Here is a 22,255-nt window from a genome sequence, read left to right on the forward strand (position 1 = left end):
AAATGAATAGGTTACCCTCCCTTATTTTTCAACCAACTCTATCAATTCGAAGATGCCCGATTTCTCATTTTCTTCAGTTTTACACCCGAAAAGTCAGGCTAAAAAAAGGAAACAAAGAAATGGAAAGTATAGCTTTGACATAGAATTGAAAAGTTTTCATTAAACTATAAAATACAACCGAAAAAAAACACTTAGTCAGAAAGATGAAACAGCAACTTGGACAAATTGCACTTTTAGTCAAAGATTATGATGAGGCGATTTCTTATTATACCCAAACATTGGACTTTGAACTTTTGGAAGATACTCAAATGAGCGAAACAAAAAGATGGGTGAGAGTTTCTCCTCCTGGCTCCTCTTGCCATCTTTTACTAGCCAAAGCTGCCAATGAAACCCAGGAAAAGCAGATCGGATTTCAGGCAGGCGGACGAGTCTTTTTGTTTTTATATACCGATGATTTCTATCGCGATTATGAAAAATACACTTCTAGGGGAGTGGAGTTTATCCGCGAACCAGCTCGGGAAGAGTATGGGATTGTCTCTGTTTTTAAGGATCTTTATGGAAATCTTTGGGACTTGATTCAGCCATTGGATTAGTCCAATCATCTTTAACTTTAAATTGTCAATTCAACATTCTTTTGGAACATCAACCCAACAACCCCCTTCACGGATTAAGACTGGATACGATTTTGGAACAATTAGTTTCTCATTACGGCTGGGAGGAACTGGGGGAAAGGATCACAATCAGGTGCTTTACCCATGATCCATCCATCAAATCCAGCTTGAAATTTCTCCGCAAAACTCCTTGGGCGAGAGAAAGAGTCGAAGGATTGTATTTGAAGATGTTAAGGGACAGCAAATAGCTTTTAATCAACCCTCCAAGGGTTTTGAACCCTTGGAGGGTTTTCAAAACCTCAAAGGACAAAAAAATAAAGCCCAGATCATATGACCTGGGCTTCGGTTGTTTATAGGTTGTGTGTGTTATACGTAATTGTTTAGCATCACAGGCATCACGAGCATCAAGATATCCTCGTTTTCATCCTGTTCAGCTGGCAAAATTAAACCTGCTCTGTTTGGAGCGGAGAATTTCAAGCTTACTTCTTTGCAAGAAAGGTTGTTCAGCATTTCTACCAAGAACTTCGCGTTGAATCCAATTTCGATATCTTCTCCATCGTGCTCGCAAGACAATCTTTCATTTGCTTCATTGGAGAAGTCTAGATCTTCAGCAGAAATCATCAACTCAGATCCAGTCAATTTCAATCTCACCTGATGCGTAGTCTTATTGGCATAGATCGCGATACGACGCAAAGAGCTCAACAAATCCTGACGATCAATAGTCATGATGTTTGGATTCTCTACAGGGATTACATTTTCGTAATCAGGGAATCTCTCATCGATCAATCGACAGATCATTTTGATATTATTGAACTTGAAGTAGGCATTGGATTGGTTGAATTCTACACTTACAGCCACATTTTCAGATGGCAAAGTGGATTTCAACAGGTTCAAAGCTTTTCTTGGGATAATCAAACTAGCAGGGCTAGAAGAAGCAACATCTACTCTTCTGTATCTGATCAATCTATGACCGTCAGTAGCTACGAAAGTAGTGTTGGTATCACTCAAATTGATATAAACCCCGGTCATTGCAGGTCTCAATTCATCAGAGCTAGTAGCAAAGATGGTATTGGAAACAGCACTAGCAAGAACTTCCGTAGACATATCTACAGTAGTCGCATTACTTACGGTAGGGATCTTAGGAAAGTCAGTTGCATTTTCACCTGCCAAACGATAACGTCCATTATCTGAAGAAATCTCAACAGCATAGGTATCGTGATCGATGCTGAATGTCACCGGTTGCTCCGGAAGGTTTTTCAAAGTCTCGATCAAAATTCTAGCAGGCACCGCAATATTTCCGTCTTCTTTGGCCTCCACATGAATTTCCGTGATCATGGAAGTCTGCAAATCTGAAGCGGTAATGGTTAGGATACTTTCTTTAATTTCAAAAAGGAAATTCTCCAAAATTGGAACTACCGGGTTGGTAGTCACCACACCATTGATCGCCGAAAGCTGCTTTAAAAGAGCAGAAGAGGAAACAATAAATTTCATATCGTAGGGCTTATTTGTATTTACTTTTGGAATAGGGGATAAATTTATAAATAAAATCGAATTGGAGAGGCCCAATACGGGAATAAAGGCAAATAATTAGTTTAGTTATTGCCTTTTCTTCAAATTAATTTTTTCTGGAATATTTCCGGACTCTATTCGCAGAAATCAAGCCTCCGCAGATCAGCAACAAAATCACCGGTACTAAGACATTGACTCCTTGCCAGAAAGTTTTTTGCTGAGCAACTTTCACCTTATCCAGAGGTCTAATCTGAAAAGTCCTCGTTCTAGAAGCAATTAATCCCTCAGGATTTTGAAGGTATTGAACCAGATTGCGAAGGAATAACTTATTGGCAAAAACCACCTGATTAAAGGGATCATCCCCCAAGGATAAAGGTGCTCCTGATTGTGGGTCAGTTTGACTTTGAAAGACTTCTCCATCGCTGATGACTACTACTTTTCCAGATCCTGATTCTTTGAAACCATCTTTTGAAAATCCTTCTGGTAGAAAGCGGTTTTTGTACAAGGAAGTAAACTCTCCTTCCAAAAGATAAACCAAAGGCAGATTCTTCTGATTGTATAAATTGACATTTGGTTCCTGCTCCATATCACTGAAAGCAACTCTGGCCGGCGCTTGCATCACTCGGGTATAATCCGAGCTAAAAATCAATGGAGTTTTCTTGATTCCCGGCGCCAATACAGTATCCATCGTACTTGCAAACCGGAAATAGACTACATCCAAGCCTTTTGTGATCGGATGACTTGCCATCCTGCTCGCTTGAATATAAAAAGGCCAAGGTAGTTGAATCATCTGGGCCAGATTTCCAAAATCCCCTCCCATTACCGGGAAATAGCCAAAATTCAAATCTTGAATCAGGTCTTTGTTGATTCGAACTCCATATTTGAAAAGGAGATTTTCCAAACCATTATCATATGGCATTGCTAAAGTTCCTTCACCTCCTGCTTGCTCCACATCCACAGCTACTCCGTCGCTCAAGACAATCAGATTACCTCCATGCATCACATATTGATCTAGGAGAAATACATCTCTTTCGGTATAGCTTTGTCTAGGACCCTGAATGAAAATCGTTTCAAAATTGATTAGATCCTCCACAGTTCTAGCTTGCTCCAAAGGCACCTTGAAAATCTCAAAATCTCCATCCAATGCCTCAACTATTCCATAGCCTTCATCTTCCTGCATCTCATCATGCCCAATCAGCATCGCGATTGCTCCGGCATTTCGAGTATTCAGTTTTCTGATGGCATTACTCAATTCAAACTCTAAATTTTCAATGGATTGATTGAGTGTTTGGTCTTGGCTCATGCCTTTTTCACCTTTGAGAATCAAAGCTCCAGCTTCATATTCTTCATTATAAACCAAAACTCCCGGGAAAATCAGTTTCGTTTGCTGCCCCCCTGTTTGATTTACATAGAGGTTGGTCGGATTGATCCCATAATCGGCCAATTGAAGGATTAATTCTTCCTGCTCATCTGGCGGCAAGCTTAAAGGATCAAAATAGGAATAGGTGATTTTCTCTGGACTGTAAGCATTGAAAGTTCGAACCGTTTCCTCAACAGATCTTTGTAATCTTCGCATACCCCCAGGCATATCCTCACCTACAAGCATGATTTCCACATGCACCGGTTCGGTTAATTGGGAAAGCACTTCTTCTGTGGCTGCATGCAGCGAATATCTTTTTTCTTCGGTCAAATCAATTCTAAAATGAATCAGCTTCGACAAAAGAAAAAACAGCAAAATCCCTCCTAAAAGAATCCCGATTGATTTGGCGATATGGTTGGATGTCACTTTCATTTTTTTCTCAAAACCAAAACTGACAAACCCAAAAACAACCAAATCATCCCCAGCATAAAGAACAGATCGCCAGAATCCACAACTCCCCTACTCAGATTCATGTAATGGAAACTCAGGCTCAACTCTTCCACCCAATAGGCTATATTTCCTACATTAAGCTCCGCCAATGCAGAAAATCCGAAGTATATCACGAAGCACATAAAGACTCCCAATACAAAAGCGACAACTTGCTGAGAAGTCAAGGCAGATGAGAAAATCCCAACTGCAGAAAACACCGCCCCAATCATCAAGAGTCCAATCCAACTTCCAAAAAAGCTGGCCTGATCCAAATTCCCTGCAGGATCTCCCAATTGAAGAATGCTGAAATAATAGATCAAAGTGGGTAAAACAGCCAAGAATACCAGAACCAAAAGGGCAAAGTATTTGGCAAGGATAATCTCTAGCAAGGAAAGTGGCGAAGTTTGAAGCAGTTCCCAGGTATGATTCCTTTTTTCCTCTGCTATCGCCCGCATAGATATTGCTGGGATCAAAAATGTAAATACGTATGGAGTGTATGTGAATAAGGGTTCCAGATCAGCATATCCATAATCCAAAACGCTGGTTTCAGGAAAAACCCATACGATCAAACCCATCGCAACCAGAAACAAGGCTAAAATCAGGTAGCCTAGCAGATTGCCAAAAAAGGCATTTATTTCTTTTAGAAACAGGCTTTTCATTGGGTAATATCTCTAAAAAGGTCTTCCAGATTCTTTTTGCTTTGATTGAGATTGATCAGATTCAAGCCTTTTTCATTTATCACTGACATCACCACTTTTCGGGCTAATTGAGGATCATCAACTTGAATCAAAACCTGATGATTTCCTTTGGGACCAAATTCAACTTTTCCTAGGTTTTCAAACCAAGCTAACTCCAATGCTTCTTCGGTTTCCAAACTCAATTGGTTTTGATTTCCTTGATTTTGGAAGTTCTCCAAGGAATCAACAGCCTTAATCTTCCCTTTATTGATAATGACTACATCCTTGCAAATCGCCTCCACTTCCTGCATGATATGGGTAGAAAGAATCAGCGTTTTCTCTACAGCTACCTCTTGAATCAATTTTCGGATTTCTACCAGTTGGTTCGGATCCAATCCCGTGGTCGGTTCATCCAAAATCACCACTTGGGGATCATGAATCAAAGCTTTTGCCAAACCAACCCGTTGCTGATAGCCTTTGGAAAGTTGTCCTATTTTCTTGTGCTGTTCCGGAGTCAAGCCAGTTTTTTCCAGCATTTCTCCCAGTCTCCTATTCAATTCTTTGCCTTTCAAGCCATATAGCCCACCAGAGAATTCCAAAAACTCTTTGACATACATGTCCTGATACAATGGATTTTTCTCGGGTAAGTATCCGATCAAAGGAGATACTATTTTAGGATTTCTCAATGCATCTTTCCCTAAAACCTGAACAGCACCACCATCAGCTTGAACATATCCGGTGATGATTTTCATAGTGGTGGACTTTCCGGCTCCATTTGGCCCCAAAAAACCTAAAATCCTCCCAGGAACAGCCGTAAAGGAAACCTCATCGAGGGCCTTTTGGGAACCGTAATTTTTACATAACTGAGAGACTACTAAGGACATAATATACAAAAGAGACCAACCGGGAGTTCACCCGCATGGCAAGGGCAAAAACCCGGTTGAGAAAGGTCTAAGGCAAAAATAGGGAATGAGTCTCGTTACGCAAGTTTTGCCTTTTAAAATCTAAACGACAAAACAGTAGATTTCATCTATTTCAATACAAAATTATCCTCTTGGTTTCAGAGGTCTACATTCCACATCTGCCACAAAGTAATTAGGGTGGGTTTCCAAGGTTTGAACAATCGTAGTGGCAACATCAATTGGACGCATCATATGCTCGTGGGCATCCATGCTCGGGATTGCATCAAAGAAATTCGTCTGTACAGAGCCTGGATAGATCGTGGAAACTTTGATTCCAAAATCTCTCAATTCCATATACAAGGAATGGGAAATGCCTCTAACCGCATGCTTGGTCCCCACATAGCCTGCAAAATTCTTAACTCCATTCAATCCTGCGATGGAAGCAACATTGATAATATGCCCTTCATCAGCCTTTTTCATTGCCGAAATCACTCGCTTAGTTGTGTAAAATATCCCGTGAACATTGGTGTCAAACATAGCTTTCCAATCTTCTGAGGAGAAAGTTTCAGTCTCGCCAGCTACACCAAATCCGGCATTATTCACCAAAATTCGGATATCAGAACCTAGTTTTTTCACAGTGTCTTGATAGGCACTTTCAACGGATTCTTCTTTGGCAACATCACAAGTGAAGAAATGAAAATTAGGATTATCCAAATCTGGTTGAGTTCTACCCCAGCCTGCTACTGTCACTCCTTTATCCAATAGGATTTTGACTACTTCCAATCCGATCCCTTTACTGACACCAGTTACGATTGCTAATTTATCTTTTAAGTCCATGGTTTATTTGGTTTTATCTCATTTCAATACTCCTCTTCATAAATCACATTTAGAAAAAATGGTTCGAGCAAAGCTCAATTTTTAATTTACAGACACTCCAAAAAAAGGTTTTTATCTTAACTTACCAGCTCAAGTAAAAACCAATACCAACCAAATTATTAAATGAAAAAACTAATTATCCCCTTACTTCTTATTAGTGGAGTAAGCTTTGGACAGACGAAACTTCGTCCAGCGATTGACAAAAAAGCGAATGAAATTGAGTCAAAAGTTATAGAATGGAGAAGAGACCTCCACATGCACCCAGAATTGGGAAATCAGGAATTTAGAACTGCAAAAAAGATTGCTGACCACCTAAGATCACTTGGAATAGAAGTGACAGAGGAAGTGGCTGTGACAGGTGTTGTAGGAATTTTGAAAGGTGGAAAACCGGGACCAACAGTTGCATTGAGAGCAGACATGGATGCTTTGCCAGTAACCGAGAGAAATGACCTTCCTTTCAAGTCTGTCAACACAGCAACTTACAACGGTCAAGAAACAGGAGTGATGCATGCCTGCGGTCACGATACCCACGTTGCGATTTTGATGGGAGCTGCTGAAGTTCTGTCTAGTATGAAAGACCAGCTTCAAGGCACAGTTAAATTTTTATTTCAACCAGCTGAGGAAGGAGTTTACGATGCTGATATTGCTGGCGCTGAATTGATGGTTGCCGAAGGTGTGATGGAAGATGTGGACGCTGTATTTGGCTTACATATCGCTTCACAGATGGAAGTGGGTAAAATTGGGTATCGTTCAGGACCAAGCTTAGCTGCTGTAGATAACTTGGAAATCACCTTGACAGGAAAACAAGCCCATGGAGCTTCTCCTTGGTCTGGTGTAGACCCGATTGTCACCAGCTCTCAAATCATTATGGGGCTACAGACCATTTTGTCTAGAAACGTAAATATCACGCAAAATCCAGCAGTGGTTACTGTAGGAGCGATCCATGGTGGTATTCGCCATAATATCATTCCTGAAAAAGTAGAAATGATCGGTACCATCAGAACTTTTGGAGATGAGCAACAAGCATTAGTCCACAAAAGAATCACTGAGATCGTTACAAACATTGCAGAAAGCGCTGATGCGGAAGTTGATTTGAAAATTGAAAAACTATACCCTTCAACAGTAAATGACCCCGCTTTAACATCTAAAATGGAGCCTACTTTAACAGCTGCAGCTGGGGCAGAAAATGTTATTTATATGACTCCAGTCACTGGTGCAGAGGACTTCAGCTTTTTCCAGCGAGAAAAACCAGGACTATTCATAAGCTTGGGCGGAATGAAAAAAGGAGGAGATCCTACAAAGACTCCTTCCCATCATACTCCCGGATTCTACATTGATGAAGGTGGTTTCACCTTAGGCGTTCGAGTAATGAGCTACTTTGTCGTGGATTATATGGGACAAGAAAAATAAAGCCTTCAAATTCTCTAAAGCCCGCAATAAAAATTGCGGGCTTTTCATTTTAAATTATTTCTGCTGTCACCTTTATTCTTTCCAATGAAAAAACTCCTCTATCTACTTGTCTTTATTTCTTTAACAGCTCAAGCTCAGACCAAACTGAGATCAAAAATTGATGAAAAAGCCAATTCAATTGAGGCAAAAGTTATTGATTGGAGGCGGGATTTCCACCAGCATCCTGAATTGGGAAATCAAGAAACCAGAACTGCCAAAATTGTAGCTGACCATCTCAGATCCTTGGGAATGGAAGTAACAGAAGGAGTTGCAGTGACTGGTGTGATTGGAACCCTTAAAGGAGGAAAACCCGGTCCCACTGTAGCTTTGAGAGCTGATATGGATGCGCTACCTGTAACTGAAAGAAATGATCTTCCTTTCAAATCAATCAACACAGCAACTTACAATGGGCAAGAAACCGGAGTGATGCATGCTTGTGGACATGACTCCCATGTTGCCATTTTGATGGGTGCCGCTGAGGTTTTGGCTTCTATGAAAGATAATCTTGAAGGAACGGTGAAGTTCATTTTCCAACCAGCTGAAGAAGGAGTTTCGGAAGCTGAGATTTTTGGTGCCGAGCAAATGGTCCAGGAAGGCGTGTTGGACGATGTAGATGCCATTTTTGGTTTGCACATCTGGTCACAAGTCGAGGCTGGCAAAATCGGTTATAGATCAGGTCCTTTTATGGCGGCAGTAGATGGTTTAAATGTGGTTGTAAAAGGAACCCAAGCTCATGGCGCATCCCCTTGGTCAGGAGTGGATCCTATAGTTACGAGCTCACAAATTGTGATGGGACTTCAGACCATTCTGTCTAGAAATGTAAATATCACGCAAAACCCAGCTGTGGTGACTATCGGAGCAATTCACGGTGGTATCAGACATAATATCATTCCCGAAAAAGTAGAAATGATCGGGACGATTCGAACTTTTGGAGTCAAGCAACAGGAATTGGTTCATAGAAGGATTAAAGAGGTAATTTCAAACATTGCCAAAAGTGCCGGAGCGGAAGCAGAAATTGATCTTTCCTATGGTTATCCTTCTACCATCAATGATCCTCAATTGACTAGCAAGATGCTTTCCTCCATGGAATCTGCTGCAGGAAAAGAAAATGTCTTCATCATGGACCCCCAAACTGGAGCTGAAGATTTCAGTTTCTTCCAAAAGGAAATCCCAGGACTTTTTATTTTCCTAGGAGGTATGAAAAAAGGAGGAGATCCATTGACCACACCCTCACATCACACTCCTGATTTCTTCATCGATGAAAGTGGCTTTACTCTTGGCGTAAAAACCTTAAGCTATTTCGTGGTCGATTATTTTGACAACTAACACCAAAAATCCTCATAAAATTGAAAGCCTTGTTCCTCAAAGAACGGGGCTTTTATTTTGGATCATCGGCGATTTTACACCACAGATTGCCACTTCATTCCCCAATTTCTAAAAGTTAAATCGGCCTCCTTTTCATTTTTTGGCCTTGGCACTGGTATTGACCTATTAGATACTGTAACGGTTTTCTTTATCGAAACTAAACCAACAAACCACTATTATGAAAACAATAATTGCAATAGCAGCTGGATGCCTTGCAATTGGATTAAGTATGACATCTTGTTCTGAAAAACAGATTAAAAACAAAGAGGTATCCGAGCTTAATGAGAAGAAATCAAAATCTGAATTAATCCAACTGGAATCAGAAGTTGAGAGGAAGTTGGAAAGATTGGAGCATTTAAAACAAAATGCTGAAGGACTTGAAAAATCAAGACTGGAAATCAAAGTAGATGAATTGAAAGAGCAAAAGGCTCAAATCAAGAAAATGCTTGCAGAGCTCAAAAACTCTTCAGATTTCAATCAATCAACATCAAATGATTCTTCTCAGGAGGAAACAAAAGAACAAAAAAACAAAGACGGGGAGAGCTTAAAAACCTAACCGGATTTGAATCAGACAAATAGTAATGGGCTTACAAAAAGGAAAAGAGCTAGTCTTGTTGACTAGCTTCTTTTTTTTAATCTGAAAGCTGCTTTTTTAATTGCTTTTCAAGATTGAGATTTTCGAAAAATAGGCCCAAACCTTTTCTAAATGGCGTTTTTTGGATAGGCACCCCCTTGTTTTGAACCGCTATCTCGGACATTATCCTCCAATGCTTTAAAATTTCCTTCCAAGCATTCCAAAGTGAATTAGAGGGATCATACATATGTGTCGGCTCACTCATAGCACCATTTAACTCTATGATTTTGAAATTCTCTCCATCTTTCAGAGACTCAAAATCCCTGAAAAGCACATCAAATCGACCGTAATAAAATCCGGGGATTCGACTGGCTATTTCTTCAATTTTGGAACTCAATCTTTCATCTATCAGATGAGAAATATTGATAAACTCCGCACCTCGGGTATGACTTCCCACCTCCAGCAAAGTGATTTCCTCTTCCTCCGGAATTACTTCTGCCCATCTTTCCCTCCACAGATTTCTCAACCTTTCGATTTGAAAGTTAAAACGAGGATTAGCTCGAATCAACTGCTCTAAAGTATGATTTCCATCTCCCTGAATTTTCATAAAATTCTTTTGTACTACCCCAGATATAAAGCCTTTATCAGTTTTTGGGTAACGACAATAAAAAATCCCTACCTCGTTCGAATGAGGAATTTTTTCCTGAATCAGATAGGGTAAATTAAACGTCTTACTATAGTTAATTAGCTCCTGATCATTGGAAATAGTCTGAACTCCCAACCCTTTCAATCCATGATTTGGCTTGGCAATTATAGGGTAGGATAATCCTAGAATTTTCACTTTCTCTATTGGATCTTCCCCCTCCAAAATCAAAGCTGTTTTGGGAATGTATTCATTTGGAAGCAATTCATAAATCACCGATTTCGGAGTCATGGCCATTCCCCCAAAAGGCATTGCTGGATTTGTTTTTTCAAAGAAAAAAAGACTACGAGCCTTGATCGAATAGTAAACCCAAAATGGTGAAAGAGGAAGGTAAACTGCCCTTGTACTCCAATATTCCCAGTGAAAGAGTTTATAGGAAAATTCTTTCCATTTATGCCTCATTGCGGTATGACAAAGTTGAGGAGGCCACCCCAAAAGAATTATTTACCAATGATCTTTCTCCTAACTCATGAAGAGCCACTTTGATCAAAGCCTTATGATGGATGCAGTGCTCAATATTGTAAAGCAATTCCCTAGAGTAGGTTGAAGCGCAACTGAGCTGTTTATTCGAAAAATTTGAATAGACCAGCTCCAAATCCTTTTCCGGTCGGTCCAATTGCTGAGTTAAATTTTGAATTGCCAGAATCGCTACCATTCTTTCATTTTCAATTCTTGAATCTCGAACCCGCAAATCATAATTGATGAGTCCTTGTTCATATTGATTAATCAAGCAGGATACGAATTCTACCACATGACGAACATGGGCTCCAACTGTCCCATCATCCAAAGGGGTGATTTTTTTAGAATAATTTTCACAAGAAATGCCTTGAAGCAAAGACTCCAGTTCTTTTAACTGGTATTGAAGGTCCTGGATCATAGGAAGTTCAGATTACAAACAATGGTTCTTAATATTTAAACAATCATAAAAGAAAATAATAGGTATTCCAGGAGTCTAAAATGTGCCTTTCTCCTGATTCTAATTAAAAGATTTTCAGGGAATTTTCCGAAGGGATGTGATAAACAGGCATATCAGGGATGAATTTTTTAACCCAATCAGCCATAAAAGCCGAACCACCTTCCTCACTGGCAGAGTGTCCTATAACTACCAAAGAAACTTGATCTCCCTTCTCATTGGCATTACGCACATATTCAGGAGTTTCCCATTCGGGCGACTCTCCCACAATCAAAACATCCGGTCTTTCCAGCATCAAGCCTTCTATTTGTCTCCTGCCTCCAATCGCGCCTGGATATAGCAAAACCTTGGAAATTGACTGGTTCAAATCTCCAACATATCTCATTGCCGGCACATCCAAATTCTTTTTCAAAAGAGAAATAAGGTCCTTAAGGTTGGTTTGAGGAATATTCAAAACAGCGTCATTTTTATAATAATCAGACCATCCGATTTGTTCGACAACTCCCTTTTGAACCCCATCTATTTGAAGGCTATGGACGTAATCATGATTTCGCCAAACGGCTATTCCATGTTCATCCAACAGTTGCTTTTTATATTCAAAAACTTCATCATCTTCCAACCACTCAGTCTCATCCAAATGGTTGTAAAAAGTAGGCTCGTGAGCGATGATAAAATTGGCATGTTTGGCAATTGCCTCTCTGATGACAGTGATAGTGGCAAACATGGTTGTTACTATCCCCGTCACCACAATATCCTTGTTTCCCGATTTTAGTGTATCCACTGTAGTGGGAAAAGGAGCATCCGGAACTTGAGAAATAAACAAGTCCATGATTTCTCCAACTGTCCAATCTTTCTTTTCAAGGAAAGTAGATCCTAATGAAGGAATGGAAAGAACACTTCCTGCAACAGCAAATCCTGAAGTTTTTAAAAAATCTCTCCTGTTCTTATGATTCATGGCTATTGGAATTATTTGCTGATCAATTTATCAAAATCAAAAGGAGGTCAGAAAAGGAGTCAGGAAAAAAATAAATAAATTTTGGTTCTCTTTTTACAGAACTAACAAAACTTTATTTATCTTTGTCCCGTTATACCAGCAAAAGTTAAAACAAGCATGGTCTTAAGCGAGAAACAAAAAGAGCTAATCGAAAGAATCGGAGTTTTCCATGAACACAAAGGAATGCAACCTTTAGTGGGAAGAATCATTGGGCTCATGTTGATCCATGATAATGCCGAAGTAACTTTCGATGAAATTGTGGATCTACTTGGAGTCAGCAAAAGTGCTGTTAGTAATGCATTGACTTTCCTTCAGGCAAAAGAAAGAGTTGTTTATACGACCAAGCCAGGAGATAGAAAAAGATATTTCAAATTAAAGATTCATGACTGGAAAGAAAATTTCACCAAAGACATAGTTGGCATCGTAGAGATTCAAAAATTCCTTGCTGAAGTACTGGAAGAAAGAAAAGACAAAGATTCTGAGTTCTGTGCCCAAATGAGGGACTTTTCCAATTTCTTGGAGTTTTTTCGTCATGAGATTCCATCTCTTTTTGAAAGATTTAAAAAGAAATATTCTTAAAAAAATTTCAACTAATAGTTCTCTTATTACAGAACAAACAATATTTAACAAAATCAACTACCATTTACCACAATGTTAAAAAAGTATCTGATTTACTCACTAGCAATCCTTTTTCCGGGATTTTTGGCAGGCCAGACTCAGGAGGCTGTTTTTTCTCTTCCGGATACATTGACTTTCAAGGAAAGCATACAGATAGGATTGGAAAACAATAGAAACTATCAAAAGGCTCTATTAGACGAAGACAAGGCAAAATACCAGCGAAACGAAATCCGTGGAGCTGGTCTTCCTCAACTATCGGCCTACGGTAACTACAACAATTTCATAGATGTTTATCCTCAGGCAATTCCTGGTGGGGGTTTCTTTGGTGGAGATCCTGAAGACATCAATGTAATTGCATTTGGTGTGCCTCAATCCTTGAAGGCAGGCTTTCAATTGAACCAATTGATCTATAGCAACTCCTATCTGATCGGATTGAAAGCTGCCAAAACTGGAGAGGAATTCTACAGACTTTTGGCTCAACAGTCAGAGGAAAGTGTGATCCATGAGATCGCAATGAACTACCTGTCAACTATCCAGCTTCACCTTCAGCGTGAAAACTTATTGGCTACTATTGATCAATTGGAAGGCTTGGAGAAAATATTGAAGGCGCAATACGAAAATGACTTGGCCAGAAAAGTAGATCTAAATCGAGTAACGGTTAATCTTACCTCGGTAAGATCTGAATTGGAAAACCTAGACATCGGTATTTATCAGCGTGAAGGTTATTTGAAATTGGTGATGGGAATCCCAGTTGATACTCCGATCAATCTAGACAGATCTGTAGCTGACATGAATACTGTGGTGAAGAACTTCCAGATTTCAGGATTCAATGTTGCTGACAGAAAAGACATGCAAATCCTAGGAGTTCAGGAGCAATTGTATGAATACGAATACAAGAATATCAAAGCAGAAAACCAGCCTCAGCTATTCGGATTCGCAGATTTCAACAAAAATGCATTTTCCCAGCAATTTGATTTCTTAAGCACCAACAAAAGCTGGTATCAAGGATTCCTGATCGGTTTGAAATTGGAGATTCCGATTTTCGATGGTCTACAAACAAGAAATAAAGCGGCCCAATCCAAAGTCAAAGCACAACAGCTTCAATTGGATAGAATCCAAGCAGAAGACGCTGCTAATTTGGAATACCAAAGTGCCCTAAACAAGTATTACAACTCCTTAAGCACCTTGAATTCTTTAGAGGAAAACTTGGCCTTAGCAAAGGATGTCTTGAGAGAAACTGAATTGCTTTACAAAGAAGCCTTGAGTCCATTGACGGATCTTTTGGATGCAGAATCTACTGAAAGACAAGCCCAAAGCAACTACAACAATCAAATCATTCAAGTGAGAATTGCCCAGCTGGACATTCTTAATTCATCAGGAAAAATCAAAAACCTTACGCTATAAAAGCTAAACCTACCATTATGAAAAAGTTACTTATCGCAGCATTTATGCTTTTAGGTGTCGGAGCCATAGCTTTTACACTTTATAACAACAAACAAGAGCTCAACGAAGAGGCCAATCTGGCTATGAAGACGAGTGAATATATCTCTGTAACTACCGAAAAAGTGGCTGAAAAAGCAGTCAACAGAAACTTTGAGGCAAATGGGATTTTTGAGCCGAATCAAGAGCTGAAATTGATGTCAGAGACTTCCGGTTCAATTGTGAAAATCTTGAAGAAAAAAGGAAGCTATGTCAAAAGAGGCGACGTAATCGTGCAGGTGGATGACAGATTGATCAGATCAGAATATACTATCGCAAAGCTTCAAAGAGATCAAGCGGAAAAAGACTTGAAAAGATTTGAAAACCTAGCAAGCACTGACGCTATTACCAAAAAGCAATTGGAAGAAATCCAAAACGGATTCAAAATCGCGGATGCTCAATTCTCAGCCTTGCAGAAAAGACTGGATGATACCCAGATTAAAGCTCCAATCTCCGGCTTCATCAATGAAGACTACTATGAAATGGGAACTTTGGTAAGTCCGGGAATGCCAATCGCCGACATCATCAATACTAGCCCATTGAAATTGACAATAAATGTGACTGAAAATGAAATCTCCAAAGTGAAAGTGGGTGATGTAATTCCAGTTTCTGTCAATGCGATCCGTGGTGAAGAATTCTCAGGAAAAGTAGATTTCATATCCAACAAAGCAGATGGCTCTTTCAAGTATGAAGTGATTCTTTTGATGAATAGCAAAAACCAAGATCAAATCAAGCCGGGCATGTTCGGAACTGCCGAATTCCAATTTGCACAAACAGGTCAAGTATTGAAAATCGACAGAAAATCTGTGGTTGGAAGCTTGAAAAATCCGGGTGTTTATTTGATCCAAAATGGCCAGGCTGTATACAGACCTATCACCATCAATCCTTTGGATGACGGATCTGTGGAAGTTTTGGATGGATTGAAAGCTGGCGATGAAGTGATCGCTTCAGGATTGATCAATGTAAAAGAAGGTACTAAAGTCAAGGTCCAATAAGCATGAATATTACTAAAATATCCATACAAAGGTCGACCATGGTCGTCGTCCTTTTCACCGTACTGACATTGCTTGGGATCTTTTCCTACACGCAATTGTCTTACGAGTTGCTCCCAAAGATGGAGACCAATATCGTCACCATCTCCACAGTATATCCAGGTGCTGCTCCTTCGGAAGTAGAAACCTCTGTGACTAAGAAAATCGAGGATGCTGTAGCCTCCTTGGAAGGTATCAAATCCATGAATTCCATCTCTCAGGAGAGTGTTTCCATCATCACCATTGAGTTGGCAGCAGGAACGGATGTAGATATCTCTATGCAGGATGCACAGAGAAAAATCAATGCTATCCTTGGTGATTTGCCCGATGATGCCGATCCGCCGAGCTTGGGAAAATTTGACTTGGACGACATGCCTATCATGGAGATGGCTGTATACTCCAACTTGGATCCTGCTGGATTCTATGATTTGGTAAAAAACAAAATCCAACCTTCTATAGCTAAAATCGGAGGAGTTGCCCAAGTGAACATGTTGGGAGGTACCGAGCGTGAAATTAAAGTGAATTTGGATAGAAATAAGTTGGAGGCATATGGTATCTCTCCTATCCTAGTTGCCCAAAAAATCAATGCAAGTAACCTTGATTTCCCTACAGGTAGATTGAAAGACAGCGACGGACAGGTTTTGATCCGTCTGGCAGGAAAATTCAATGCAGTTTCTGACCTGGAAAATTTGGTGATCGCATACCGTCAAGATGAGTCTCCAATCCAATTGAAAGAAGTAGCTGAAGTTCAGGATGATTTCAAAGACGAAGAAATCCTAACCAGATTGAATAACAGTGATGCGATTGGTTTGACTATTCAAAAGCAATCCGATGCCAATGCAGTAGAAGTTTCTGAAATCATTGAGCATGAATTGCACATTTTGGAAGAAACTTATGCCAAAGAAGGCCTTTCCTTCCAAATCTCCCAAAACTCATCTGAGTTTACTTTGGAGGCTGCTAATGATGTAATCAAAGACTTAGTAATCGCGATCGTATTGGTTGCTTTGATCATGTTGCTTTTCCTTCATAGTATCCGAAATGCGATAATTGTAATGGTTGCTGTACCAGCATCCATCATTGCCACATTTACGGTAATGTTTCTGGCAGGATTTACCCTGAACTTGATGTCCTTGCTAGCTCTCTCTTTGGTAGTCGGTATTCTAGTGGATGATGCGATTGTTGTTATCGAAAACATCTACCGACACTTGGAAATGGGCAAAAGCATCGCACAGGCATCCTATGATGGTATCCGTGAGATCGGTTCAACAGTAGTTTCCATTACTTTGGTAATTATTGTGGTATTCGTGCCATTGGCATTGACTGGAGGTTTGATATCTGGTATCATCAAGCAATTCAGTATCACGGTTGCAGTCGCTACCCTGTTCAGTTTGTTAGTAGCATTTACTTTGATTCCATTGTTGACTTCCAGATTCTCCAAATTGGAACATTTGAGTAAAGACTCATTCTTCGGAAGAATTGTTTATGGATTTGAGGCTATGCTTGACGGATTCGTTGACTGGTTGGTTGGCTTGTTGAGATGGGGTTTTGCTCACAAAATCGCCTTGATGGGTATCACATTTATCCTTTTCATCGGTTCTTTCTTCTTAATTGGTGGTGGATGGATTGGTAGTGAATTCGTGTCTCAGGGTGATAGAGGAGAGTTTATCCTAAGATTGGAACTTCCTAAGGATGCCACTTTGGAACAAACCAATTATAAAACTCAGGAGATCGAGGATTACTTAAGAACTCTTCCTGAAGTGACCGAGGTATTTACCAAAGTAGGTGTTGCCAGTGGACAGTTTACAGGATCTCAATCCTCTCCTTATACAGCTGAAATCAACGTGAAATTGGTATCTAAAGAATTTAGATCCATGTCCAGTCCTGACTATGCAAGAAATGTAGAAAACTACCTTGAGGAGCATATCACAGGCGCTGAATATACCGCCGTACCAATCTCAATCATGGGTACTGCCAATGATGCCCCTATTCAGGTAATTGTATCAGGCCCGGATAGAGATTCCGTACAAGTGACTGCCGAGAAAATCATGGGAATCTTGGCCGACATTCGAGGAACGAGAAAAATCGAAAGTTCTTTAGAAGCAGGTAACCCTGAGATCAAAGTCGAAGTAGATCGATACAAAATGAATGAATTGGGACTTTCTATGGATCAAGTTGGAGGTACACTTCAAGTTGCATTCAATGGAAATGACAATTCTAAATATACTGACGGCGATTACGAGTATGACATCCAAGTCAGATTGAATGAGTTCGACAGAAGAAGTATCGCTGATGTTCAAAACATCACCTTCCTGAACAGCAAAGGTCAATTGATCAAGCTGGATCAATTCGCTCAAGTAACGCAATCTGAAGGACCAACCAAATTGGAAAGAAGAGACCGTGTAGGTTCTGTGAAAGTCACCTCTCAGGTGGCTGGTGTTCCATCCGGTACAGTTGGCGCTCAATTGACAGCACAAATAGACCAGATGCAACTTCCTCCACAGGTTCAGATCGCTTATGATGGTGATATGAAAAACCAGAGCGAAGGTTTCGGAAGCTTGGGAATTGCTTTGATCGCTTCCATCATCTTGATCTATCTGATCATGGTAGCATTATATGACTCCTATGTCTATCCTTTGGTAGTGATGTTCTCTCTTCCAATGGCATTAATCGGATCCTTACTTGCCTTGGCTTTGACGAAAAGTACCTTGAGTATCTTCTCCATCATGGGTCTGATCATGTTGATGGGATTGGTAGCGAAGAATGCGATCCTATTGGTCGACTTTACCAACCAGTTGAAGGCAGCTGGAGTTGAAGTAAAACAAGCTCTTGAAAAAGCTGTGAAAATCCGATTTAGACCTATTTTGATGACTACCCTGGCGATGGTTATCGGTATGCTTCCAATTGCCTTGGCAGGTGGAGCAGGTGCTGAATGGAAAAACGGTTTGGCTTGGGTAATTATCGGAGGACTTCTTTCCTCTATGTTCCTAACCCTAGTCGTGGTACCGGTGATTTACTATTTATTCGATAGATTCTTGGCGAAAATCGGCAAGTCTGAGAAAAAAGAAATCCCATTGGATGACACTCCAGTTGAGGAATTTGAGTCTGAAGCAGCGGCATACGTTTAAAAACAAATCCCTCCCGATTAGATTCGGGAGGATAATCATATATTCTTATGAAAAACTATTCCAACCTCCGCAAAATCTCCAAGGTCTTCCATCAATATGGAATTGACCTTACTGGAAAGCGAAAATTCGCCTCATTCGAAGGCGATCTCAAAATGGATAAAATCTTTGTAAACGGGTTGATTTTTGACCTGGAGTATGAACTCAGCAAAGAACTGGAAGATGAAAAAGTCGCAGGAATAAAAGCTCCTGCACAAGTGATAGAGTTGTTGATAAGTTGATTGGAAAAGAGTCCCGAAGTTTCGGGACTCTTTTTTTTGATATTTATTTTACCTCGATATCAGAAATCCAGAGGGTACGATTCCCTTCGGCATTTCTATGCTCTGTTATAAAAGTCAATGGACCTACTTTTTGCTCATTTTCCCAAGTAGTCGGTCTACCCTCTGCACCATTTCCTCTTCTGAATACCCACTCTCTCAACTTGTAATTTTCATCTACATACAAATCATAAGCATCACCCGGTGTATAACCATCTCCAGAACCATAGACGATCGTCAGTTTGGTGGTATTTGTTCCATGAATCGGCGAAGACACATTCTCTGTGGTTTCAAATGTATAGCCAGTGTCCCAAGCCAATTGGAAGGGCATCATTGCCCAGTATTTGTCATTGATAAATCCTTTGTCAGCAGGCGGTAGTGAATCCGCTGCCAAACTGTAAGAATAGGAAGTATCCTGACCTGCATAATCCACCGTATTTTCCTTGATATTCCAGGTCCAGTTTCGGGTGAAAACATTCACGGAATCTCGCTGTACATTCCAAGAGTAGGAAATGGAACTAACTTCATCCAAATTTTCAAACCCATATGCTTTCGCAACTTTCATTGGAAATGTATCTGGTAAAGTCTCCTTTTGCTCACAGGAAAAAAGAAGCGCAACAGGAAGGGCAATCAAAAAGAACTTCTTCATAAAGTATTGATTTTGTTAAGTTTATTCAATCTAGTGATTGTTTTTATGGGATTCAATTCCCTCATCAAAAACAGTCAGACATAAGGAGAAGGACTGACCGAGGTCCAGCCACCATCTACAATCAATGTTTGACCGGTAATATGCCTAGCTACATCAGAAAGTAGAAAAGCTGCCGCTTCAGCAATATCCACGGTACTGGCCGGACGTCCCAAAGGAGTCAAATTAGACCAAGTTCGCGCATAATCAGGGTCTGAAGTAGTTCTTTCTGTCAAAGTCGCTCCAGGAGCAACTGTATTGACTCGGATACCAAATGGTCCTAATTCCAAGACCAGATTCTTTGCAAGCATTTCTATAGCCGCCTTACTCATTCCATAAGCGGCTAAGTTTTCATGACTCTGATGACCTGTAACCGAAGAAGTCAAGACTATGGCTCCACCATTCTGTTGATTTTTCATCACACGAGCAGCTCCTTGAGTCAACAAGAATGTTCCTAAAAGGTTTACTCGCATCACTTCCTGAAAATCCTCAGCGGAGTAATCCAAAAAGCTTCCAAAAAGCGTAATACCTGCATTTGCTACCACTTGATCCAAAGTGCCAAATTCATGAGTTGCTAAATCAATCATCCCCTGAACCACAACCTGGCTTGCAGAATCTCCTGAATATCCCAGAACCTTCCCTTTTCCCTCTCGACTCAAACTGGCTACTGCATTTTCTGTCAAGCCTTTTTCAAGATCATTCAGAATCACATGAGAGCCCTGAGAAAGAAGTTTTCTCGCTATCTCCAACCCAATTCCCTGTCCAGCACCAGTTACAATTGCTACTTTAGGAGTTTTCATTTTCTGATTTTTTTAGTGAGAATCTCTTTTCACTTCGGACCCAGAACTTCCCTGAAGGAAATCAAAATCTACCCCATCATGGGCCTGATTTACCCGATCCAAAAATAAATTGACATAGCCTCTGTCGTAAGGCAATTCCAAAGGTTTGAATGCTGCTTTTCTCTTTTCAAATTCCTCGTCAGAGATCAATAAGTTCAAGGTTCGGTTCGGTACATTCAGCTCAATCATATCTCCATCCTGTACCAAAGCCAAAGGACCTCCAATAGCAGACTCTGGAGAAACGTGCAAGACAACTGTTCCAAAACCAGTCCCACTCATCCTTCCATCAGAGATACGAACCATATCCTTGATTCCTTTCTCCAATATCTTCTTAGGCAAAGTCATATTACCGACTTCCGGCATTCCCGGATAGCCTTTCGGACCTACATTTTTGAGGACTAAAACCGAGTTTTCATCCACATCCAAGTTCGGGTCGTCCACTTTAGCCTTGAAGTCATCTATAGTTTCAAATACTACAGCTTTTCCAGTATGTGTCAGAAGACCCGGAGTCGCCGCAGAGGGTTTGATCACAGCTCCACTTGGACACAAATTCCCTTTCAACACTGCGATTCCAGAATCTGGTTTGATCGGCTTTTCCATTGTCCCGATCAACTCCCGATCGTAGCACTCTGCTTTGGAAATATTTTCACCAATCGTCTTCCCATTGGCAGTAATCTCATCCCGATGAAGTGCTGATTCTATTTCTCTCATGACTGCAGGAAGTCCTCCGGCATAAAACAAGTCTTCCACCCAATATTCTCCAGATGGCTGAACATTCGCTATCAATGGGATTTTGGCAGAAAAATGATCAAAGTCCGTCAAATCTATTTCCACACCAATCCTTTTAGCAATCGCAGTCAAATGCAAAATGAAATTGGTAGAACCACCCAAGGCCGCATTGACCATAATGGAATTTTCAAAAGCCTTTCGGGTCAGGATTTTGCTCATCTTCATGTCCTCCTTCACCATTTCCACAATGCGGATTCCGGTCATATGGGCTAAAACCTTTCTTCGGGAATCTGCAGCGGGGATTGTTGCATTGTCAGGCAATGAAAGTCCCAATGATTCCACCATGGCCGCCATCGTTGAGGCAGTTCCCATCGGTGCACAACTTCCTCGCGAACGGGACATCGCTGCTTCCGCTTCAATCATTTCTTCCTGAGAAATCCTCCCCATTTTGAAATCCTCCGCCAGCCTCCAAATATCTGAAGTCCCTATTTTTCTTCCCTTAAATCGACCAACAAGCATTGGTCCTCCGGAAATCACCATGGTTGGTAAATCAACTGAGGCAGCTCCCATCACCAAAGAAGGGGTAGTTTTATCACAACCACACATCAAGACCACTCCGTCCATCGGGTTCGCACGAATACTTTCCTCCACATCCATGGATGCCAAATTTCTAAAAAGCATTGCCGTTGGCTTGATGGAACATTCACCCAAGGACATTACCGGGAATTCTAAAGGAAATCCTCCAGCCTCCCAAATCCCTTGCTTCAAGGATTCCGCTAGTTCTTTAAAATGTGCATTGCAGGGAGTGAATTCTGACCAAGTATTGCATATTCCAATCACAGGTTTTTCTCCTTCAAAAAGATGATGGGGAAGTCCCTGATTTTTCATCCAGGACCTATAAATAAAGCCGTCTTTTCCGGTACGACCGTACCATTCCTGACTTCTGAGTTTTTTCTTAGACATGGGTTTATTGGTTGAGAAAATTTCCAGAAGATATAAAAAAATAGACAGAA

The 22,255-nt window shown here is 40.6% G+C and carries 21 protein-coding genes; 10 read left to right on the plus strand and 11 right to left on the minus strand.

Going from position 1 to position 22,255, the window contains the following annotated elements:
• Positions 1-203: 203 nt before the first annotated feature.
• The gene (locus BUF13_RS07080) at positions 204-593 is read left to right on the plus strand and encodes a VOC family protein (protein ID WP_073571081.1); all 390 of its coding nucleotides are present in this window, start codon (positions 204-206) and stop codon (positions 591-593) included.
• Between the two features lie 41 nt (positions 594-634).
• The gene (locus BUF13_RS07085) at positions 635-859 is read left to right on the plus strand and encodes a VF530 family protein (RefSeq protein ID WP_073571082.1); all 225 of its coding nucleotides are present in this window, start codon (positions 635-637) and stop codon (positions 857-859) included.
• Between the two features lie 118 nt (positions 860-977).
• Here the strand turns inward: BUF13_RS07085 and dnaN are convergent, their stop codons facing one another.
• The 5 genes from dnaN to BUF13_RS07110 form a co-directional block, all read right to left on the minus strand.
• Positions 978-2,102: a DNA polymerase III subunit beta gene (gene dnaN, locus BUF13_RS07090; protein ID WP_073571083.1), complete on the minus strand. Its 1,125-nt coding sequence runs from the start codon at positions 2,100-2,102 to the stop codon at positions 978-980.
• 124 nt (positions 2,103-2,226) lie between these two features.
• Positions 2,227-3,912 (minus strand): gliding motility-associated ABC transporter substrate-binding protein GldG, encoded by a 1,686-nt coding sequence (gene gldG / locus BUF13_RS07095; protein ID WP_073571084.1) that lies wholly within the window; start codon positions 3,910-3,912, stop codon positions 2,227-2,229.
• Positions 3,909-4,628: a gliding motility-associated ABC transporter permease subunit GldF gene (gldF, locus tag BUF13_RS07100; RefSeq protein WP_073571085.1), complete on the minus strand. Its 720-nt coding sequence runs from the start codon at positions 4,626-4,628 to the stop codon at positions 3,909-3,911. The genes gldG and gldF overlap by 4 nt, the downstream gene beginning before the upstream one ends.
• Complete coding sequence (gene gldA, locus BUF13_RS07105; RefSeq protein WP_073571086.1) at positions 4,625-5,530, minus strand: gliding motility-associated ABC transporter ATP-binding subunit GldA; 906 nt, start codon at positions 5,528-5,530, stop codon at positions 4,625-4,627. Before gldA ends, gldF begins: the two co-directional genes overlap by 4 nt.
• 162 nt (positions 5,531-5,692) lie before the next feature.
• On the minus strand, positions 5,693-6,385 hold the full coding sequence (locus BUF13_RS07110; RefSeq protein WP_073571087.1) for an SDR family oxidoreductase: 693 nt from the start codon (positions 6,383-6,385) through the stop codon (positions 5,693-5,695).
• 162 nt (positions 6,386-6,547) lie between these two features.
• Between BUF13_RS07110 and BUF13_RS07115 the strand changes: the two genes are divergently transcribed.
• The 3 genes from BUF13_RS07115 (at position 6,548) to BUF13_RS07125 (ending at position 9,794) form a co-directional block, all read left to right on the plus strand.
• Entirely contained in the window at positions 6,548-7,834 is a 1,287-nt protein-coding gene (locus tag BUF13_RS07115) for an amidohydrolase (protein ID WP_073571088.1), read from the plus strand.
• Positions 7,835-7,918: 84 nt separating this feature from the next.
• Positions 7,919-9,199, plus strand: coding sequence for an amidohydrolase (locus BUF13_RS07120; RefSeq protein WP_073571089.1), 1,281 nt, complete (start codon positions 7,919-7,921; stop codon positions 9,197-9,199).
• Positions 9,200-9,416: 217 nt separating this feature from the next.
• On the plus strand, positions 9,417-9,794 hold the full coding sequence (locus BUF13_RS07125) for a hypothetical protein (RefSeq protein ID WP_073571090.1): 378 nt from the start codon (positions 9,417-9,419) through the stop codon (positions 9,792-9,794).
• A 76-nt stretch (positions 9,795-9,870) separates the two neighbouring features.
• Here BUF13_RS07125 and BUF13_RS07130 read toward each other — a convergent pair whose 3' ends face one another.
• From BUF13_RS07130 to BUF13_RS07140, 3 genes are all read right to left on the minus strand, one after another.
• A complete protein-coding gene (locus BUF13_RS07130) occupies positions 9,871-10,917 on the minus strand; it encodes an ATP-grasp domain-containing protein (RefSeq protein ID WP_073571091.1) in 1,047 nt (348 codons plus the stop codon).
• Positions 10,907-11,392, minus strand: coding sequence for a hypothetical protein (locus BUF13_RS07135; protein ID WP_073571092.1), 486 nt, complete (start codon positions 11,390-11,392; stop codon positions 10,907-10,909). Before BUF13_RS07135 ends, BUF13_RS07130 begins: the two co-directional genes overlap by 11 nt.
• Before the next feature lie 103 nt (positions 11,393-11,495).
• On the minus strand, positions 11,496-12,383 hold the full coding sequence (locus BUF13_RS07140) for a Nif3-like dinuclear metal center hexameric protein (RefSeq protein WP_073571093.1): 888 nt from the start codon (positions 12,381-12,383) through the stop codon (positions 11,496-11,498).
• 156 nt (positions 12,384-12,539) lie between these two features.
• Here BUF13_RS07140 and BUF13_RS07145 point away from each other — a divergent pair, with 156 nt between their 5' ends.
• The 5 genes from BUF13_RS07145 (at position 12,540) to BUF13_RS07165 (ending at position 18,953) form a co-directional block, all read left to right on the plus strand.
• Complete coding sequence (locus BUF13_RS07145) at positions 12,540-13,001, plus strand: GbsR/MarR family transcriptional regulator (protein WP_073571094.1); 462 nt, start codon at positions 12,540-12,542, stop codon at positions 12,999-13,001.
• A gap of 72 nt (positions 13,002-13,073) precedes the next feature.
• Positions 13,074-14,444 (plus strand): TolC family protein, encoded by a 1,371-nt coding sequence (locus tag BUF13_RS07150; protein ID WP_073571095.1) that lies wholly within the window; start codon positions 13,074-13,076, stop codon positions 14,442-14,444.
• A gap of 17 nt (positions 14,445-14,461) precedes the next feature.
• The gene (locus tag BUF13_RS07155) at positions 14,462-15,514 is read left to right on the plus strand and encodes an efflux RND transporter periplasmic adaptor subunit (protein WP_073571096.1); all 1,053 of its coding nucleotides are present in this window, start codon (positions 14,462-14,464) and stop codon (positions 15,512-15,514) included.
• Positions 15,515-15,516: 2 nt separating this feature from the next.
• Entirely contained in the window at positions 15,517-18,675 is a 3,159-nt protein-coding gene (locus tag BUF13_RS07160; RefSeq protein ID WP_073571097.1) for an efflux RND transporter permease subunit, read from the plus strand.
• A 47-nt stretch (positions 18,676-18,722) separates the two neighbouring features.
• Positions 18,723-18,953 (plus strand): acyl carrier protein, encoded by a 231-nt coding sequence (locus tag BUF13_RS07165; protein ID WP_073571098.1) that lies wholly within the window; start codon positions 18,723-18,725, stop codon positions 18,951-18,953.
• Positions 18,954-18,996: 43 nt separating this feature from the next.
• Here the strand turns inward: BUF13_RS07165 and BUF13_RS07170 are convergent, their stop codons facing one another.
• The 3 genes from BUF13_RS07170 to BUF13_RS07180 all read right to left on the minus strand — a co-directional run bounded on the left by BUF13_RS07170 (position 18,997) and on the right by BUF13_RS07180 (position 22,205).
• Complete coding sequence (locus BUF13_RS07170; protein WP_073571099.1) at positions 18,997-19,638, minus strand: hypothetical protein; 642 nt, start codon at positions 19,636-19,638, stop codon at positions 18,997-18,999.
• A gap of 74 nt (positions 19,639-19,712) precedes the next feature.
• On the minus strand, positions 19,713-20,474 hold the full coding sequence (locus tag BUF13_RS07175; protein ID WP_073571100.1) for an SDR family NAD(P)-dependent oxidoreductase: 762 nt from the start codon (positions 20,472-20,474) through the stop codon (positions 19,713-19,715).
• Between the two features lie 12 nt (positions 20,475-20,486).
• Entirely contained in the window at positions 20,487-22,205 is a 1,719-nt protein-coding gene (locus BUF13_RS07180; RefSeq protein ID WP_073571101.1) for an IlvD/Edd family dehydratase, read from the minus strand.
• Positions 22,206-22,255 lie beyond the last annotated feature (50 nt).

Origin of the sequence: Algoriphagus zhangzhouensis (genome assembly GCF_900148515.1) — a bacterium.
Classification (GTDB): Bacteria; Bacteroidota; Bacteroidia; order Cytophagales; family Cyclobacteriaceae; genus Algoriphagus; species Algoriphagus zhangzhouensis.

Coding starts and splice junctions, on each gene's coding strand:
- BUF13_RS07155 (WP_073571096.1), top strand. CDS start 14,462: ATGAAAAAGTTACTTATCGCAGCATTTATGCTTTTAGGTGTCGGAGCC.
- BUF13_RS07120 (WP_073571089.1), top strand. CDS start 7,919: ATGAAAAAACTCCTCTATCTACTTGTCTTTATTTCTTTAACAGCTCAA.
- BUF13_RS07125 (WP_073571090.1), top strand. CDS start 9,417: ATGAAAACAATAATTGCAATAGCAGCTGGATGCCTTGCAATTGGATTA.
- BUF13_RS07145 (WP_073571094.1), top strand. CDS start 12,540: ATGGTCTTAAGCGAGAAACAAAAAGAGCTAATCGAAAGAATCGGAGTT.
- BUF13_RS07180 (WP_073571101.1), bottom strand. CDS start 22,205: ATGTCTAAGAAAAAACTCAGAAGTCAGGAATGGTACGGTCGTACCGGA.
- BUF13_RS07150 (WP_073571095.1), top strand. CDS start 13,074: ATGTTAAAAAAGTATCTGATTTACTCACTAGCAATCCTTTTTCCGGGA.
- BUF13_RS07140 (WP_073571093.1), bottom strand. CDS start 12,383: ATGAATCATAAGAACAGGAGAGATTTTTTAAAAACTTCAGGATTTGCT.
- BUF13_RS07170 (WP_073571099.1), bottom strand. CDS start 19,638: ATGAAGAAGTTCTTTTTGATTGCCCTTCCTGTTGCGCTTCTTTTTTCC.
- BUF13_RS07080 (WP_073571081.1), top strand. CDS start 204: ATGAAACAGCAACTTGGACAAATTGCACTTTTAGTCAAAGATTATGAT.
- BUF13_RS07165 (WP_073571098.1), top strand. CDS start 18,723: ATGAAAAACTATTCCAACCTCCGCAAAATCTCCAAGGTCTTCCATCAA.
- BUF13_RS07160 (WP_073571097.1), top strand. CDS start 15,517: ATGAATATTACTAAAATATCCATACAAAGGTCGACCATGGTCGTCGTC.
- BUF13_RS07135 (WP_073571092.1), bottom strand. CDS start 11,392: ATGATCCAGGACCTTCAATACCAGTTAAAAGAACTGGAGTCTTTGCTT.
- BUF13_RS07115 (WP_073571088.1), top strand. CDS start 6,548: ATGAAAAAACTAATTATCCCCTTACTTCTTATTAGTGGAGTAAGCTTT.
- BUF13_RS07175 (WP_073571100.1), bottom strand. CDS start 20,474: ATGAAAACTCCTAAAGTAGCAATTGTAACTGGTGCTGGACAGGGAATT.
- dnaN (WP_073571083.1), bottom strand. CDS start 2,102: ATGAAATTTATTGTTTCCTCTTCTGCTCTTTTAAAGCAGCTTTCGGCG.
- gldA (WP_073571086.1), bottom strand. CDS start 5,530: ATGTCCTTAGTAGTCTCTCAGTTATGTAAAAATTACGGTTCCCAAAAG.
- BUF13_RS07110 (WP_073571087.1), bottom strand. CDS start 6,385: ATGGACTTAAAAGATAAATTAGCAATCGTAACTGGTGTCAGTAAAGGG.
- BUF13_RS07130 (WP_073571091.1), bottom strand. CDS start 10,917: ATGAGGCATAAATGGAAAGAATTTTCCTATAAACTCTTTCACTGGGAA.
- gldF (WP_073571085.1), bottom strand. CDS start 4,628: ATGAAAAGCCTGTTTCTAAAAGAAATAAATGCCTTTTTTGGCAATCTG.
- gldG (WP_073571084.1), bottom strand. CDS start 3,912: ATGAAAGTGACATCCAACCATATCGCCAAATCAATCGGGATTCTTTTA.